Genomic DNA, 18,017 nt, shown 5'->3' on the forward strand with positions numbered 1-18,017 from the left:
AGAGTAGCTAAATACAAAAAAGGTATCAGGCGTTCTGCCCAATACCTTGACATAGCAAATCAACAAGCATTCGATCCCTTGAAAAATCTACAGCAAGGGTAGAATTTTCACCTAAAATTTGGTACAATAAATAAGGTCGATGCAACTGCATTGACTATGGCAAATGATCGGTCAGGGTGTAGACGTGTGACTGGTCATTCCTTGGTAGTTAGTTGCCGCTAACTATCAAGGAGCCTTTTTATTCAGCTGTTTCTATCTGCAACTATTGTAAGTAAACTATCCTACTAACGCAAGTATGAAATAGCAAAAAAACAAAGATAAGAATTCTTTACATAACAATATTTTCAATATCACACTAGTCAAAATCCTATTAATATAGGATTTTTTATTTTGTTCCTAACAAGAATCAACTGTTATCGACAAATTAAATAAACTATTTTTTTATTCTATTTTTGAACATTTACTTGCAGTTACACTACTATTATTTATAAAAGCTATTATTCCACTCAAGCACACCACTTCATCTACTCTTTCTTTTGTATTTTTTTTATTATATGATGGAATCACTAAAACTCAATGATTAGGGGAAATTTATGGTTTATGTATGGGGACTTATTCTTTTTTTGATTATTCTAAGAAGCAGAAATTCGAATAAAACAAACCAAAAACAGCAGCGTTGGTCAACTATCCTTTTGATTATTTGTGGTCTACTCGCTATTGGTATGATTTTTTATGCTTACTTTAGTGTGAATAGCTATTCATACTAATAAACGACAAAAGCAAGGGCAAACTCTTTTGAAAACAAGCTAAAAGATCTACAAAAAATTTAAAAAGCAGGTTCCATGAATTTATTTTTGCTTTTTGGAGTGGAACACTTCTGTCTCCGCTTCAAATGTCCTTCTTCCAGGAACAGTCACAGATATATTCACACTCCCGCCTCTTCTCATAAAAAGGGGCAAAAAATAAACTCTTTTTTCGTCTACAATTTATCTGTTTCTAAACTGACCAAAGAACTCTACTCGTACGTATATAGCCTACTTGCAAGAATCAGCAATCTAACATAATACAAAGAAAAAGGACTATGCGCGAACATAGCCCCATGTAGGACCCTTAAAAAGACAGTGACAGTTATTAATTATTTTTTTTACCATCTAATCGCCTATCAAAGTGTTTAGATGGTTATTTTTTGTTCTTATGGTCAATCATCAGCAAAACCAACGCCGCAAAAGTGTTCAGCAGTTGAATTGCTTCAAAAGTTGACATGTGCGCAAATACTCTTCGGTTTATGAACAACGTGCAATTGGTGCAGGTCTCTTGACACTTTGAGCGCCTGTGTCATCGGTAAAACGAACCTTACCCGAACCATTAAAGAAAGTATAAAATTTTGATGCTAAGAAAATTGGAACGTTGGTCTGCTTAGCAAGCTTCAGTTTTTTAGCGATGGTTTGAATCAAGTCTTTGTACTTTTTCTTGGAATCGTTTGAGCTAATTTTTCTATCCTTTTTCTTTGTTTTTCTGTAAATTTAGCCAAGACTTTTGGGTCAGTCAACAATAAGTTTAATTCATCACTAAGCGCTATGGGTTGATTCGCCTTTAATAAATTATGACTCATTTTCAGAAAGTTACTTATTTTCTCTTTTCGCGGTAAATCAAGGTACTCTGACTTGATGGCTTGAAACTTATTTTGCGTATCACAAACGCTTAAATTTGTGATCAAATCATGGGCAATCATGCGATAATAAGAATTTTTATGAGTATGTAGTTTCCAAAAATCATCCCAGTAAGGATAAAATAGTGCTGGATTGATTAAACTGGCCTCTTTAATGATCAAATAGCTGTTAAAATAATAGTTGATATGCTTTTTTCCATCTATAACATTATGGATCAGTTTTTCTCTGATTTCGTGATCATGTAAAGTTATTTCAATAAATGGTTCAGGATTAAAACTTGTTGTAGAAAAACATGACTCAATTTCAGCATAATTCATAGACAAACTCCTTTTAATCGTTTTTATTACTAAGTCTTTTCCATCTGACTTTTTGGAATAAATTTGGTCTAGGTAAAATCAATAAACTATGGTCTTCTTACATAAATTCTATTAACTATATCCATTTTCCATATATTCTTTAATAACAAAAATTTATTTTATTCCGCTCTAAAAAACGTTATGTACTCCTAATAACTAAGGATTGACTAAAAAATCAATAATTCTGATTAAATAACACAAATTATGTATATGAATTGTAGTATTATCATGGTATCGTCTATTAAAAGAGAACGTTTTTTTAGTAAAGGAGGACCAATTGATTGAAAAAATACATAATCACTTTTGTTATAGCAAGTATACTTGCAACTCTTAGTTACTTTATCTTAGAAAAAAACATGTTGCAATATATATGGATCGGATCACTATTGATTGGTATTGCATTATCTGGTACTGCTGTATCAGGTGATAGAATGAGAGCGAATCAAACAACGGGTTCTGAAAGCTATAATCGAAATTATTTTTTATATCCTTTAATTGTCTGCATTCCTTTCTTTATTCTACACAGTTTTTTTAACAATATTTGACACCTGATTTATGACACATAAGGAAAAGAGAAAGTAGCCTCTAGCGATCTGAGTTGCTAGTAGCTTCTTTCTCTTTTATTTGCTAAACACATTTCTAATCTGAAATTCCTGTAAAAACAATCTAACTAATTTTGTTTCCTTCCTCATGGCCACTGTTGCTACTTTTTTGAAGAACTTTATTTCCAGCTATTCCAGAATTTCTAGTAAGCTACGTCTTATGATCTACTTTTGTTGCCCTCTCCTACTCATAGAAGCTGCATGACGTCCTTTTTTACCCACATGAAATTTCTTGAATAAATGTGGGATATACGCCAACAGATACAGTAGAATGAAAATAACAGCAAAAGTCAAAGCTTCCCAACCACCTAAAGCAAGTTCAAGCATCAAACTTAAAATCGAGATTGTAGCCAAATACCAAACGAAAATCAAAAATGTTTCTTTTCGTTTGACCATTCTAAACATGACATATGCGCTAATCAGCAACACTGGAGTTAAAAACAACCAGTTATTTCCTTCCATCAGCCATTTCAATCCATCAAGAAGCGTTTGACTGATTGTGATTACTTTTCCCATGCACGATACACACCTTTTTATTTTACTTTTCTAAAAATCCGACTTTTCCATTCTACTATAGAAATGAAGAAATCTCGTTCAATTTATCTGGCAAAATAGTTTTTTTAACAAAAATTAAAAACGATCATAGCTACCTTCTTTACCTGTCTAAAGTGGAATTATAGTTCTTTGCTCAATTGAATCACGTATTCTTTCAGTGCCTTCCCAATTTCAGGGTGGTGCAACCCATACTCGATACTGGTTTGCAGATAGCCAAATTTATCTCCGACATCATAACGTTTTCCTTCAAAACACCGCGCAACGATCTTCTGTTCTTTGTTCAATCGATCAATCGCATCGGTTAATTGGATTTCATTACCAGCACCAGGTTTTTGTGTTTCTAAAATTGCAAAAATCTCTGGTGTAAGTAAATAACGACCAATAATAGCCAGATTACTAGGTGAATCTTCTGGTGCTGGTTTTTCTACCAATCCTTTGACCTGGTACAACCCTTGGCCTTCTTTTTCTCCTGGATCGATTATCCCATATTTTGAAGTATCTTTCTGATCGATCTCCATCACGGCAATTGCTGAAGACTGTGTTTGTTCATAATCATCGATCAATTGTTTAGTCAGCGGAACTTGATCCACCATCAAGTCATCCCCTAACATCACAACAAATGGTTCGTTCCCTACAAAAGACTTTGCCTGCAAAACAGCATGACCTAGCCCATTAGGATGTGACTGGCGAATGAAGTGAAGGTTTATTTTCCCTGTTTCTTCCACTAATTTCAACAAATCATTTTTACCGCTTTTACGTAGATTCATTTCCAATTCCACATTGGCATCAAAATGATCCTCGATAGGTCGTTTCTCTTTACCAGTCACAATCAGAATATCTTCAATCCCTGAATACAGCGCTTCTTCGACTATGAATTGGATCGTTGGCTTATCAACGATCGGAAGCATCTCTTTTGCCATTGCTTTTGTGGCAGGTAAAAAACGTGTTCCTAATCCCGCTGCCGGAATGACTGCTTTCTTGACTTTCATCTTATTCGTCCTCTCACTCATTCAGCGAATGAAAATTCTATCTGAAAGAAAATTCATTTTCCATTTTTCCATCACGCAACATGATTTCTTTCGCTGCTTTTTTGATATCTTCACCCTCATATAACACTTGGTAAATCGTTTGTGTAATAGGCATATCTACTCCAAGCTGTTCTGCTAATTCTACGGCAGCCTTAGTCGTTGAGACACCTTCTACGATCATCCCCATATTTTCTAGCACTTCATCCAAGTTATGACCCTTTCCTAGCAGATTTCCTGCGCGCCAATTTCTTGAGTGAACACTTGTACAGGTAACGATCAGATCACCTACACCGCTTAGTCCGATAAAAGTTAATGGATTAGCTCCCATTGCAACACCTAATCGACTGATTTCTGCCAAACCACGAGTCATGATTGCAGCCTTTGCATCATCGCCAAATCCTAATCCATGGATTGCCCCTGCACCGATAGCGATAATATTTTTCAAAGCAGCACCTGTCTCTACTCCGATGACGTCATTATTCGTATAGATTCTAAAATAATCATTCATAAAGAGTTCTTGAACATAGGCTGCTGCAGTTTGATCCGTACTAGCCGCAGTAATCGTCGTGATATCATGGACTGCTACTTCTTCCGCATGACTTGGTCCTGAAAGAACCACGATTGCTTGCCTTTTTTCTTCTGGTATCTCTTCTGCAATCACTTCGGAGATTCGTTTGTGTGTCCCTTGTTCTAACCCTTTACTAGCATGGATGATCACTGGTTTTGTATTCATTTTACTGATCAATTCTTGGGCAACGGCACGAATTGCTTTCGTAGGTACGACAAATAATACCGCATCTGCTCCGTCCACTGCTTCTGCTAATTCGTGATATCCGATAATCGTTTCTGGAATTTTTAAGTCTGGTAAAAAATGTTGATTTGTATGATACGTATTGATTTCATCGATCTGTTCAGGAACATTCCCCCAAATACGTACGTCATGTCCATTTTCTGCTAACGTTTGTGCTAAAGCAGTACCCCAAGAACCTGGGCCTAGGACTGCAATTTTTTGTCTCATGGAAATTCCTCCAAAATCATAGTTGATACTGTCCATTATAATATAGATTCTTTAAATATTGGACTTATTTTTGTCGTTTTAATTGTTTGTTTAATACTTGACTACATTATCAAGGAGTAACTTACTGTCCTTTTCCTATGACAGACGAATAGTATTTTTGAGTATAAGACACTTATTCACTCATCCATTGTAAAAATCCTACTAGTTTTTCCCAAAAGATTCAATCCATATCCTCTTTCCAGATTTCGTTAGCTTATCAACAAATTATTTTTATAATCATTAAATAACCATTTTTCACATGAAATCATTCCGTTTTTTTGGATGAAGGATCATCTCTAAAGCTATTCTTATGATGATTCAGAAGTTTTTCTAAAAAAATATTATTTTTTATTTTGTTGCAATAACATACATTTTGAATCAACAGCGAAATAGCTCGTTATACTTATTTTATAGAAAGTTACTTTAGTTATTCTTATCAACATCAAAGGAGGAATGTCGGATGGATTGGTCTGTTACACTTCCAGTAGTACTATAAAAGAAAATGATTACATAACTGGTAAAAAAGGTAAGGTGGATTCCTTGCCTTTTTTACTTGCTTCACAACTTATTTTTTTAGCTTAACACAGCTAAACTACGAAACCGTACCCGTAAATCCATCTAGGTTATCAAAATAACAGGCAATCAACAAGTTTCATTTTTTCCTCGACATGAATGATTTCCTTCATCACTTGACTAAGCGACTTCATCATTTTTTCATAAGTGATCGTTGTTGCATAGTGATTGCTTTTTTGATCTCTCCCAAATGTCCTGTCCCTATACTACGTATCAAGGCAAAAAAATAATCAACTATGATATTTTTTCAACAATTCAAATAAACTGGCAGTTTTTCATTGAGTGTATATGCTTCTACATAGTTATTAACAATAGACAAAAAAATAGCGGATCATTTTCTTAATGAAATGATCCGCTATTTTTGTCTAAATCTGTGAGGTTTGGCAGAAATGTTTCACTCCTAGAAATAAGAAGTTCGTTACAAAAATTATTTTTCATATTTTTGTTCGTTTCGTCTTATTTTCCGAAGAGGTTGCTTCTGCTCCATCGTTTTTTTAGATTCTACTTTGAATATTCATACGTGAGTTTATGCACTCTTTGCGTACTCACTAGCTGATTTTTTGCCATAAAGCAGCAGTGATATCTGGCGTCCAAGAAGGGATTGCTGTGTGTGCTTGAAGGCAACGATAGGTTCCCCCTTTGTATGTCACAATTTCACCGACCCCATAAGCTTTACCGCTAGTCCATGTATCTCCTTGAGGACTTTCACCTAGCGTTGTCACTGCGATTGATGGGCTTGCATCTGATGTGCCAACTGCATTGACTGCTTTCACCTGATACTCATACCTTGTTGCGGCCATTAATCCCGCATCAGAAAAAGTAGTCCCACCGGTAACACCTACACGTATACCTGATCGATAAATTTCATACTGCGTGACTTTTTCACTTGCATCATTGGCAGCCCATCTAAATGTCACAGAATTTTGTGTCAAATTTTCCACCGTTAATTCTCTTGGTGCAGATGGTTTTTGAGTTTGCCCTATTTCTTTGTTGGTTGTCATCATCAATACGTCTGACCGCAAAGAACGATTACCGGCTGCATCAACTGCTTCAATTGAAAAAGAATACTGTGTTTCCGGTGTTAAGTGTGTAACAGTATAACTTGCGTTAGTGCTTGTACCAATGAATTGGTTATCTTGATAGATATTGTAATGTGACACGCGGACATTGTCCGTTGATGGCGTCCAATTGATTGAAACTGTCGAATGTGTTGTTGTTCCCGTTAAGTTAGTTGGTTTAGACGGTTTTTCTGTGTCTGGTGTTTTTTCTTTAAATAGATTTTGGTAAGATTTGGCAAAGGATTCATTGTAGGCTACCCCTGCAGAATTCAGCCCTTCATCCCAATTGGCACTCCAAGTCATCACTCCTTTTAATGGTGTATTTTCTTTCTCCATTTGTTCGAATACTTGATAGACAGTGGTTGGATCTTTTACAAAGCCATTAGCAGCCGCATCCTCATTGGCTGGGATTCCTATTGCCAATTTATTTGCTGGGATCTGGATGAAACCACCACTTCCTTCATTGAATGATTTTGAAATACCATATAAAAAGTCGTACTTGCGACTATCATTGTTTTGCGCGATCCATTCTGTGCCAATACTAATTCCGTCACCTGCCTGATTATATAATTGCGGAGCGATAAAATCATATTCATTTTCCAACGCACGAACATATGGCGTATACGCTTGATTGTTTCTTAAATATGGAAATTCTGGTGCCATTGAGATAATAAAATGTTTGTTTTCTTTCTGATAATGTTCACGTACTATTTTTAAAGCAGCGGGTATGACAGATTGGTTATCGCCTGCTGCAACAGCAGTTTGTTCCAAATCAATATCTAAGCCATCAAAGCCATAACGTTCAACTAAACGTATGATCTCGTTTGCGAAGGCCTGTTCCTCCCCTTTATGTAATTCAATGTGGGAGTCCGCACCTCCAAGTGACATCAAGACTACTCGGCCTTCATTGTTCAATACAGCCACTTTTTCACGAAATTCCTGATCTGATATGTTGTAAGGCTTAAACGTTGGAATGCCTTCCCCTTTCATAAATGCTACAGCGATCACATTATAGAATGAGTTGATTTTATCCAGCTCCAAGTTTGCTGGTTTACCACCACGATATCCTGCACCACGTTCCGCTTCCCAGTTATGGTAATAGCCGACAGAAATTTGTTTATTGGAAATATCTGGCATCGTATCCGCTGCATCTGCTGCTAGAACTGTAGTTCCACCACCTAATAATGTCCCAAAAAGCCCAACTGAAAATAATACTGTTTTTTTCTTCATGTTTTTCCCTCCTTATCTTTTTTACATTTTTAATTAAATCATTTTTTGATAACGCATACATTTTTTGTTTGGTATTACAACATTGAAATTTCCCAACAAAAAATAACTTTGTTCAAATACTACAAATTAATATTTAATTTTATCGATACAAAGATAAGTGTTATGTTATGATTAATTCATCAAAAAATATTGGAGGGATCTAAATATGCCACAACACTCATCACTGATACGAAAATTACGTAAAGAACGAGGTTTAACTCAAGAACAATTGACAAGAGGGATTTCACAACGTGGGACATTTGCTGCCTTTGAATCAAGAGGAACGAAAATCGGGTTTGAATTGCTTTTCAATTATCTTGAACGTATGAATATCACTTTAGAAGAGTATCAGTTCCTCCTAAATAATAACAATCTTTCAAATAAACAAAAATTAACCAACTATCTGATTTATTCCAAAGACGTGTCACCAACACAAGAAAAAGAACTGCTGAATGAATACAAAAAAACAGGGAATATCTATTATCGTTTGATCTACAGCCAGCGCAGATTGATTATCAGCTATCTATGTAATGATGCTTTTAACGAAGAACTAAAAGAAGAAATTGAAACGATCAAAAGATACCTAGAAACAATCGATACTTGGGGCCACTTTGAATTGACTGTCTTTTCCAACTGTCTGTTTATTTTTGATGACCAGTATATCATTCACTCCTTTAAAAACAGTGTCTCAAAAATGAAAGCTTACATAGATGCCACCTACTATTCTGAATTACTATCGAATTTCATTTTAAATGGCTTACGTCTCTCCTTTAATCGCCAATCAGTCACTCTTAGAAAACTTTTCTTGACCGAGTTAAAAAAAATAACGATACATCACAAACAAACATTGGTTACCGCTCACTATAAGACTTTTTCTGCTTTGGATCTTTTAGCTGAAGGGGATCAGTCAGCGATTTCTGAAATCGATCAAAGCATAGCTTTCTTTGAATGGTTAGAATTAACATCTACAAAAGAGTATTATCTTAAATTAAAAAACACTCTTATCCAAAAACATTCTTAAGACTTCCCTATTGATGATTCGCCCATATTGTTGCAATAACATACAAAATATTTTTATAAAAAAGTCCTCCGTTATACTAAAGTTGTAATAAAAAAGAACATTCTAAGGAGGAACGATCAATGAAAAAAGTGGTACAGTTAGGATTAGGGATCATCTTGGCGACAGCAGGATTCACTGCACTATCAACGGTAGAAGTTTCTGCACATGGGTATATTTCTCAGCCTATCAGCCGTGGCTATCAGGGAAGTTTAGAGAAAGACAAAAACTGGTCTGCTGCATTTGAAAAATATGGTGCCGTTATCAATGAACCTCAATCTTTAGAAGCACCAAAAGGCTATCCAACAGGAGGACCTGCTGACGGTCGAATCGCTTCTGCCAATGGTGCTGTTGGAGATTTCAAATTAGATCAGCAGTCTGCCTCTTTCTGGACAAAACAAACTCTCACAACTGGTCCAAATGATTTTACATGGAAATTCACGGCAAATCATTCCACAAGTAAATGGCACTATTACATCACTAAAACTGGTTGGAATCAAAACAAACCACTTTCTCGTGACGAATTTGAATTTATTGGTGAAGTAGACAATAACGGAAATTCTTCCGCTACGACACCGACCCATACGATCAATATCCCAAGTAATCGCTTAGGCTATCACGTCATCTTAGCTGTTTGGGATGTCGCAGATACAACCAATGCTTTTTATAACGTCATTGACGCAAATATCCAAAGCCCTACACTTTTAAGTCGCTTGACAAACTAAAGAACCCGTAATGAACAAAGAAAATACTCCCTTTTCATAAGCGAAAAGAGGTTGGGACAAATCTAAAAATCAGGTTTGCTACGGACTCTAATTCCCAATAAACAGCGGAAGCAGAAGCAACTCCTTCGGAAATAAGCCGAAATTCACAAAAATTTGAAAAGCAATTTTCGTTCATTTCTTCTTATTTCTCGGAGTTAAACACTTCTGTCCCAGCCTCTCTTTGATAGGGCGATCAACTGGGTCTCCTTCTTGCTTACTTATTCCAAGAGAAAAAATAGGACAGTCACAAAAATTCTTTTGATAAGCTTCATTTCACTTTAAAAATCATCGCCATTTATCTTTGTAGCCATTCTGATCAATAGTCGAACTGGCGATAATACCGACGGATATCCAATGGATGACAATTCAATTTTTCCACATGTGCATCGATCCGCTGTGTGACTGCATGCATCAATAAATAAGAAAGTACTCGACCACGATGGGCTTCGTCTATTCCTTCAATCGGGTAATCTTTCGTATCGATCAGCGTATAGTTGGCACAAATCTTAGGTAGTAGTCCTGCTACTCTTTCAGCTAAGACCCGCTGTTCATCTTCACCTAGGAACAAGGTGACTGGTGTTGTTTCCTCGATCACTTCCAATGTTCCATGTAAAAATTCAGCGGCATGGATCGATTTTGATCGAAGCCAGCTTTGTTCTTCCCAATAACACATAGCATAGGAATAAACTGCACCCCATTGATTTCCAGCGCCAATAAAGTAATGCATCGCATCATGCCGATGCTTTTCAGCAAAAGCAAGGCCAAATGCATCTGCTTTTTTCTCTGCTTCCACCAAACCAATCGCTAAATATTCTTCCAGTTGTTGGTAATACTTTTCATAATCCTCAAAATCACCGTTTTTTTGCATCAAGCGATCTGCTACCATAAAGAATTTGATTTGCTCTGTTCCTAAAGCAGGGTAGGTGATCGTGTAATCACAAAGTCGTGCGAGCGGGCTGTCTTTTGTATCGATGAAGCCGATCAACGTTGCTCCGACTTTTTTTATGTCTTCCACTGCGCGCACTACTTCTTGTGTCGTTCCAGTAACTGAGGATAGTACAACGATTGATTCTTTTGTTAACCGCTTGTTCCCTGTTGTATAATATTCAGCTGCATGCTGGATAAAAACAGGGAGATCACTCTTTCCATTGATATAAGTAACGGCTTGCATCGCTGAAGCATATGTGCCACCAATGCCTAAATAGTAAACTGCGTCAAATTTCCCATAAAGTCCATCAACGATTTCTTCTACTTGGGGACGTAAAGCTAAGGCACCATTAATTGCTTCTATTTGTTGTTGTTCGTTGAATTTTAACATATTATCCACCTCTTAAATTTTACTTTTTAATACACGATCAAAATCACTGAATATTTTTTGACTCAAATCGATTCCTTTTCCAGTGGCAATCTTATAAGCCAATACTTGAAACGGCACAACTAAGCCTAAGCCAGATAGATATTCTTCACATGAAAATGCCACACTCAAACTGTTTTCATCTGCTGTTTCCTCTGTCGTAACCGTAAATGTTGCCCCTACGTAAGGGTCCATGTATTCTTTTAAGCATCTTGAGCGTTGCTGATTTTCGCTCTTTGCTTCTATAAAAAACAATACATGTGAAGAATTAGCTTCCAGGTAAGGTCCATGCATATATGCTTCTAGTTCAAATCCTTGTGAAGGTTCTCGAACGGTCTCTGTAAATTTGGTCTCAACCTCTTTTGCTGTTCCCCAGTTTGGTCCATAACCAATCGCGATAAACCGTTTTGCTACGCGAAACAGTGCTTGATTCTTTTCATAAAAAGCTTCGGTTCGCTGAATATTCTCAGGAATTTCTGTGATGATCTTTTTTAGCTGATCGATTTTTTCATGTCTTTGCGCTTCCGTGATCTGCCCTTTACCTACACCAATCGTTATTCCCAAAAGGATCAGCTGTAGAACGGTTGCTGAATACCCTTTTGTCACAAACCCAACTTTTTCAATCCCGATCCCTAGATCGATTACTTGATCCGTTTCAGAAGAAATCGGACTATTCTGATCACTTGTTAGTGCAATCGTCTGGATATTTTCGGTCGGAATCACTTTAATCGCTGTGACTGTTGACGCACTTTTTCCGCTTTGTGAAACGGCAATAACTGTATCTACCGCTGTTGACAAGTGGCCATAGTGTGTAAAATGAAATGGTTCTTGGATATCTACAGTCAATCCACCGTAACTTTCTAATGCAGGTTTTGCTGCTAAACATGCATTATAAGAAGATCCAGTTGCAAGGATCATGACATTTTTGATAGATGTATAAGCGTCCTTGCTTGAAAAATCATATGCCTCGATAATTGCTGATAATGTTTCGTTTTCCTCGTGGATATAGTCCAACATTGTGACCATTTGCTTCCCTCTTTTCTAAAAAATACCGATCCATGAACCAGCAATGCCAAATATAGCTAATCCAATCAAGAACATTAAAGGTTTTACTTCTTTTTTCAATAAATAGAACACAGCGCCAAATGCACCTAAGCATAAAATATTGGGAACAATATCATCGAAAATACTTTGCACAGTTACTGCATTTTCACCTGATCCGATTTTCAAAGGAATATTGATACTGATCATCGTAGCAGTCATTGCACCAACTACCATCAATCCAATGATCGAAGCACCAAATGTCAAACTTTCCATCATTCCATTTGCTTGGATTTTTTTTAAAAATCCGGTTCCCAATCGATAGCCCCAGCCAGTTGCTAAATAGCGAAGCAAAATGTGTGGGATATTAAAAATCAGAAGAAAAAGAATAGGCCCCAAGATGTTCCCTTGCAATGCAAGTGATGTGCCAACACCTGTAGCAATCAGGCGCAAAGTCCCCCAAAAGAAGGAATCTCCGATGCCAGCTAAAGGCCCCATGAGAGATGTTTTGATGCTATCGATAGCTGTCACATCAAACTCTGGATCATGTATATTTTCTTCTTCCATGGCGGCATTTATCCCTAAGATCAGGGTGACGATATGTGGCGTCGTATTGAAGAATTCTAAATGGCGTTTCAAGGCTGCAGCCATGTCCTCTTTCGTATGGTAAAGCTTTTTTAGGATAGGGATGATCGCATATGCGTAAGCCATATTCATTTGTCGCTCATAATTCCAAGAAAATTCCATCTGAAAGGAACGCCAAAATACATGGTTCAATTCTTTTTTAGTGATACGATTCTTGTCTTGTTCAGAAGTCTTCATCTTCTTCTACCTCCCCTGCTGAAGTTTGAACAGCTGTCTTTTGAACATTCATGATGTTTACTACTACTACTGCTAAAATGGCCCCAAAAATAGCAATTCCAGTAACTGGTATCTTCAAGTAAGAAGCCAAAGCAAATCCTAAAAAGAAATAAGGCACTACTTTTTTATTGATTAATAGGCGGGCTAACATCGCAAATCCTAATGCTGGAATCAATCCCGTAGCAACAGTTAATCCGTTTTGAACAAAATCAGGGATTTTTTCTAGCAGACTGCCGATCGTATTGCTTCCCACCATATAGGAAATCGTCACAATTAGACCTAACATAAGGGACAGTCCAAACCCAGCGAGTAAATGCATATGTTCAACGCCTTTGTAATTTCCCTCTTCTGCATAACGATCTGCTTTATGGGTCATCAACGGGATTAATAAACCTAAATAAACATTTTTCAAAATCAAAGTGAGCGTTGCAATCGGCAACCCTAATAATAGAGCTGTTTCTGTTCCTGCTCCTGCAGTGATTGCAAATGCTGTTCCTAAAATACCGCCCGTCACAACATCTGGTGGGATAGAGGCACCAACTGAAAATGAACCAATAAAAGCTAACTCTAAAGTGGCCCCCATGATGACACCTGCCTTAACATCACCTAACACGATCCCGGTAAATAATCCCGTGACAATTGGCCGAGAAAGCAGGGAAGTACCTAACGCATATTCTGATTGTGCAATAAAAGCAACTAGTCCTAAAAGAACCGCTTGTAGGATCATAATTTAACCTTCCTTTCTCATAAAACTTCTTTGGCAGCTACTTTTTTGTCTGCAGGCACTTGACGGATTTCAACTTCTACTTGATCCGTCAGCAACTGTTTCAATAATTCTTCTTCTTCGGGTAAAACATTGACCGCTTTTCCTAAACTTCTCGTTCCTTCTTTCGCTTTGATCCCTCCTAAATTGATGTGTTTGATCTCAGGGCAAGCTTTTGCTAATGCATAGGCATCTTTGATCGATTCCACCACAATGAATAATTTGTATTTATCTGTGACACCACTTTGCAACGCACTGATTGAATCTTGAATCGATTTGATCACTAACTTTACGCCCTGTGGTTTAGCCAATTTGATTGTTGTTTTACGTATTTCATTCTTTGGTACATCATCATTTGCAATCAAAATACAATCTGCTCCGATTGCCTGTGTCCAAGAAAATGCAACTTGACCATGTAATAAACGGTGATCTACTCTTGTTAAAATAATCATTTGATACCCCTCCTAAAATTCTTCTTCTTCGATTTTTGTTTTTATGCTTTCATTGCAGAACTGGATCGTTTCTTTCGACTCACGTAATGCTCGTTGAATCAATTCAGTGATTGAATCTACCATTTCGACTTGTGCGACGATCTCAATCAACAAAGGTAAATTCAATCCAGCAATCAAATAGATGTTTGGTTGATCAATATATTGTAAAATTTCATTATTCACGCTTCCGCCAAACAAATCGGTCAAAATGATCAACTCTTTTCCTTTATATTCCTCGATCAATCGTTTAACTGATTTGGTCAGATCAAATGATTCAGACATATAACAATCTAAAGCAGTGATCGAATGATGCGTCCCATAGATAAGCTCCAACGAATTTAAAATGCCCGAAGCAAAATGTCCATGGGAAGCAATGATGATTTTTTTTTCCACTTTAACACCTCTTTCTTACTCTCAATTTAAATAAAGCAAGATACATGCCAAAAATAGTGGCCGTATCTTGTTTTGATCAGAATTCTTCGTCTTTCCCTATCTTCTCTTCAATATTTATCAAAATATCATAGATATAGGCTACCTCTGAAGTAGGAATCTTGACACTGTAATGTTCTTCGATGACACTAAATGCTTCTTTTATAGAATCAAACATTTCTTTTTGACACTTCGATATCGTCTCTTGACCGTGATAATTTTCAATGGGAATTTGTCGGATCAGGCGTTCAATCAAACAGCTGACATGGACGTAAAGCGCGATCTTTTTTGGTGTATTGATGTCTGTAGCCAATCTAAGTTCTAATTCACGTACGAAATATTCGATCTCTGTCATTACTTTTTCCGTATCCAGAATCGTGACCGAATCTAAAACTTTTTCCAATGAAAAATTACGTACGAAGCGCTGATCAAAATCTCCCCTTTCTTTTTCGGGAAAAATTGGCACTAACCATTCAGTGAGCTGATCCATTTGTTCGCCTGAGATCAAGGACTCTATAGATAAATAGGGCGTAACTTCAATTTGCGGATTCATCGTTCCAATGACGCCTATGACATCATACATTGAGAAAACAGTTTCTTTTTTCTTTCTTTCAGCTAACACATGATATTCGTAGGGCATAATTTTTAGCGCATGATTTGTTGGCAAACTTTTTTCCAATAATTCAGCCATATGAGTGGCTGTGCCTATCCCCGTGGCGCAAGTGACGAGTAATGCTTTTGGTTTATGTTTTTCAGGATAGATGATCTTCCATTCTGATTTTGTAGCATCAACGGCTTGCTGAACGATCGTCTCTAGATCCAAAAGGTTCTGCATTCTTTCACCGATCGTGATCGCTAAGGGTGTCGTCACGTTATTCAAGATCACGATCGGTGCAAATACTTGATCTTTAAATAATTGATAGATTTCCTTCAAAGAACCCATGTCCACTAGGATGATCAAGCCGTTCGATAGATCATGATGGTTACTGTAATCAATGATTTCATTCGCAATTTGTTGTGGCGTCACATCTAGTGGCATGTCAAATGATTCAAATAGATCTTGTCCTAATAAACGATTCGCGACATTTGCCATACTGCTGGCTGTTGCATACCCGTGTGCGGCTATGATCGCTTTGGGGATGCTTTGCTCTTTTGACCATTTCGTCCGTTTCAGATAGATCGTTAAAATTATTTTATCCAACAACGTGCTATCTAAATCTAGTTTTGAATGCGTCAACTCCAAAATACGCGTAGCATACTGATAATTCGCTGGATAAAGTAGCTCTAATTGCTGGGATAATCCCTTCATTAATTGAAGGATTTCCTCTTCATCTGGTAGCCATTTGACTGTACTACGCTGATACAGATAATAACTTAATGCATACACGGTGTTCCCATCAAATCTGATTTGATAGGCACTTTCCATCTGTTTCAGCGTTTCACGGATCGTATGCATCCAATAGACCAGTAATTCATGCTTTTCTTGTCGGCTTGTCTCAAAGAGCAAAAAATCAAATAAATGCACAACTTCTTCTTTTAGTTTATCCTCGCAATTGTTCAAAGAGGTTCCACTTTTTTTGAAAGTCAAAAGCAACTCTTCAAAACAGCGAATGATCCGCTCTTGTTCTGGCTGCCTTTTTTCCATTAAATATTCAAGGTTCTGTTTATCAGTGATCCATACATCTGATTGGGTCGAATTATTATTGGGAGAAAGCGTTAAGAGATATTTTTGCAGATGTTGCAGTTTGATACATAGCTTATCTTCTTCTTTCTGCTCTGCAAATGCTTTTGCTACCGCAACCTTGACGTTATTCTTCAATTCTCCGATATTGCCGCTAAAATCCTGATTCGATAAAATCGTCAGTACTTGTCCGCTTACTTTCATTGGATACTTGATTTTTCGCTGTTCAGCTAAAAAAAAGGAATAGATCAATTCCAGTCGTTCTTCTTTTTGTCGTTCTTTTAAAGAAGGTAAGTCGATTTTGATCGGTATCCTACGTGTAAAAGTGTGGAGAAAATGGCTTGTTACTTCTTCTGTTGTTGCAAAGAACAAGCGAACATCGACTTTTCTTGCATGGTTCGTATCTCCCATGCGATAAATGATTCCTTTATCTAAATACGTAAACAACTTTTCTTGTCCTTCTGGACTTAATCGATGGACTTCATCCAAAAAGAGGATACCTCCATCTGCGGCCTCAAATGCACCTATTTTATCTTGAACTGCACCTGTATAAGCACCTGTGACATGACCAAATAGATTACTTGTTAACAATTCTGGATTATCCGCATATTGCGCACAATTCAATGTGATGAGGGGGGCATTTTCTGTCAGCAGATCATATTCCAAACAATATTGATAAATAATGTTTACAAGATAGCTTTTACCAGTCCCACTTTCTCCTGTAAGTAAGACAGGAAGTCCCCCATCAGGATAAAAAAGAGCGGTTTTGATTTGCTCGATACTTTCTTTGAGACTGGCGTCATGACCGATCACTAATGAAAATAAATCTTTACTGCGCGCAAATATTGGTTTTTCTTCCTTTATTTTATTTGTCGAAGAATAGAACGTCTTGCTTAAAGGAAAAAATTGATGTTCAAACGCACTTTTATGAAAATAATAAACCGGTCGTGAGTTCACTTTTACTAGCAACTCTTCCTCATTTAATTGATTTAAATAATGGCTGATCGTATTTCGTTTCACGTTGAAATATTCTGCCAATTTCTTCGCTGTAAACACATCGCTTATCTGATCGATATCGATAAAAGCAGTTTGATTCTCTAAATAAGTCAGAATTTCTTTTTTTAGCATTTTTTTCACCTCTCTCCAATAATAGAAAACGCATTCATTTTGTCAATAAAAGATTTTGTTTTTTTCACCATTGATTCAAAAAAAGCGGAACAATCAGCGAAAACGTTAAATTCACTTTAAAGTTTCATTTATGAAAAGGCTTGTTCACTTTTCATTCTAAATTTCATAAGCTACAATGTGAGAGTACCTACTTATATATAGGAATGAATTCATTTAGATATCTTTATTGATATCCAATATGTTCAAGCAGCTAAAAAACCATTACTTCTTTTCTGGATAG

At 36.8% G+C, this 18,017-nt stretch carries 15 protein-coding genes; 3 read left to right on the forward strand and 12 right to left on the reverse strand.

Going from position 1 to position 18,017, the window contains the following annotated elements:
- Positions 1–1,450 precede the first annotated feature (1,450 nt).
- A complete protein-coding gene (locus ED2_RS01405) occupies positions 1,451–1,987 on the reverse strand; it encodes a hypothetical protein (RefSeq protein ID WP_060789677.1) in 537 nt (178 codons plus the stop codon).
- Between the two features lie 320 nt (positions 1,988–2,307).
- Here ED2_RS01405 and ED2_RS01410 point away from each other — a divergent pair, with 320 nt between their 5' ends.
- Positions 2,308–2,571 (forward strand): hypothetical protein, encoded by a 264-nt coding sequence (locus tag ED2_RS01410; protein ID WP_005876656.1) that lies wholly within the window; start codon positions 2,308–2,310, stop codon positions 2,569–2,571.
- Between the two features lie 222 nt (positions 2,572–2,793).
- Here ED2_RS01410 and ED2_RS01415 read toward each other — a convergent pair whose 3' ends face one another.
- The 4 genes from ED2_RS01415 to ED2_RS01430 form a co-directional block, all read right to left on the reverse strand.
- Positions 2,794–3,144, reverse strand: coding sequence for a hypothetical protein (locus ED2_RS01415; protein ID WP_005876654.1), 351 nt, complete (start codon positions 3,142–3,144; stop codon positions 2,794–2,796).
- Between the two features lie 158 nt (positions 3,145–3,302).
- Positions 3,303–4,172, reverse strand: coding sequence for a UTP--glucose-1-phosphate uridylyltransferase GalU (gene galU, locus ED2_RS01420; protein WP_016177720.1), 870 nt, complete (start codon positions 4,170–4,172; stop codon positions 3,303–3,305).
- 37 nt (positions 4,173–4,209) lie between these two features.
- Positions 4,210–5,229: an NAD(P)H-dependent glycerol-3-phosphate dehydrogenase gene (locus ED2_RS01425; RefSeq protein ID WP_005876650.1), complete on the reverse strand. Its 1,020-nt coding sequence runs from the start codon at positions 5,227–5,229 to the stop codon at positions 4,210–4,212.
- Between the two features lie 1,160 nt (positions 5,230–6,389).
- A complete protein-coding gene (locus ED2_RS01430) occupies positions 6,390–8,129 on the reverse strand; it encodes a fibronectin type III domain-containing protein (RefSeq protein ID WP_016177719.1) in 1,740 nt (579 codons plus the stop codon).
- A gap of 205 nt (positions 8,130–8,334) precedes the next feature.
- Here ED2_RS01430 and ED2_RS01435 point away from each other — a divergent pair, with 205 nt between their 5' ends.
- Positions 8,335–9,189 (forward strand): Rgg family transcriptional regulator, encoded by an 855-nt coding sequence (locus ED2_RS01435; RefSeq protein ID WP_016177718.1) that lies wholly within the window; start codon positions 8,335–8,337, stop codon positions 9,187–9,189.
- A gap of 119 nt (positions 9,190–9,308) precedes the next feature.
- Complete coding sequence (locus tag ED2_RS01440) at positions 9,309–9,950, forward strand: lytic polysaccharide monooxygenase (protein WP_016177717.1); 642 nt, start codon at positions 9,309–9,311, stop codon at positions 9,948–9,950.
- A 355-nt stretch (positions 9,951–10,305) separates the two neighbouring features.
- On the opposite strand, the gene ED2_RS01445 is transcribed toward ED2_RS01440, so the two are convergent.
- The 7 genes from ED2_RS01445 to ED2_RS01475 all read right to left on the reverse strand — a co-directional run bounded on the left by ED2_RS01445 (position 10,306) and on the right by ED2_RS01475 (position 17,737).
- The gene (locus ED2_RS01445) at positions 10,306–11,307 is read right to left on the reverse strand and encodes an SIS domain-containing protein (RefSeq protein WP_005876643.1); all 1,002 of its coding nucleotides are present in this window, start codon (positions 11,305–11,307) and stop codon (positions 10,306–10,308) included.
- 12 nt (positions 11,308–11,319) lie between these two features.
- Positions 11,320–12,369 (reverse strand): SIS domain-containing protein, encoded by a 1,050-nt coding sequence (locus ED2_RS01450; protein WP_005876641.1) that lies wholly within the window; start codon positions 12,367–12,369, stop codon positions 11,320–11,322.
- Between the two features lie 15 nt (positions 12,370–12,384).
- Positions 12,385–13,206 carry a PTS system mannose/fructose/sorbose family transporter subunit IID gene (locus ED2_RS01455; protein WP_016177716.1) on the reverse strand — a complete coding sequence of 274 codons (822 nt, stop codon included), beginning with the start codon at positions 13,204–13,206 and terminating at the stop codon, positions 12,385–12,387.
- Positions 13,193–13,972, reverse strand: coding sequence for a PTS mannose/fructose/sorbose/N-acetylgalactosamine transporter subunit IIC (locus ED2_RS01460; protein ID WP_016177715.1), 780 nt, complete (start codon positions 13,970–13,972; stop codon positions 13,193–13,195). The genes ED2_RS01455 and ED2_RS01460 overlap by 14 nt, the downstream gene beginning before the upstream one ends.
- Before the next feature lie 17 nt (positions 13,973–13,989).
- Positions 13,990–14,460: a PTS sugar transporter subunit IIB gene (locus ED2_RS01465; RefSeq protein WP_005876636.1), complete on the reverse strand. Its 471-nt coding sequence runs from the start codon at positions 14,458–14,460 to the stop codon at positions 13,990–13,992.
- Between the two features lie 12 nt (positions 14,461–14,472).
- Complete coding sequence (locus tag ED2_RS01470) at positions 14,473–14,892, reverse strand: PTS sugar transporter subunit IIA (RefSeq protein WP_016177714.1); 420 nt, start codon at positions 14,890–14,892, stop codon at positions 14,473–14,475.
- Between the two features lie 76 nt (positions 14,893–14,968).
- Positions 14,969–17,737, reverse strand: coding sequence for a sigma-54-dependent transcriptional regulator (locus ED2_RS01475; RefSeq protein ID WP_016177713.1), 2,769 nt, complete (start codon positions 17,735–17,737; stop codon positions 14,969–14,971).
- Between the last annotated feature and the right edge of the window lie 280 nt (positions 17,738–18,017).

This window comes from Enterococcus durans NBRC 100479 = LMG 10746 (assembly GCF_001544215.1).
Classification (GTDB): Bacteria; Bacillota; Bacilli; order Lactobacillales; family Enterococcaceae; genus Enterococcus_B; species Enterococcus_B durans.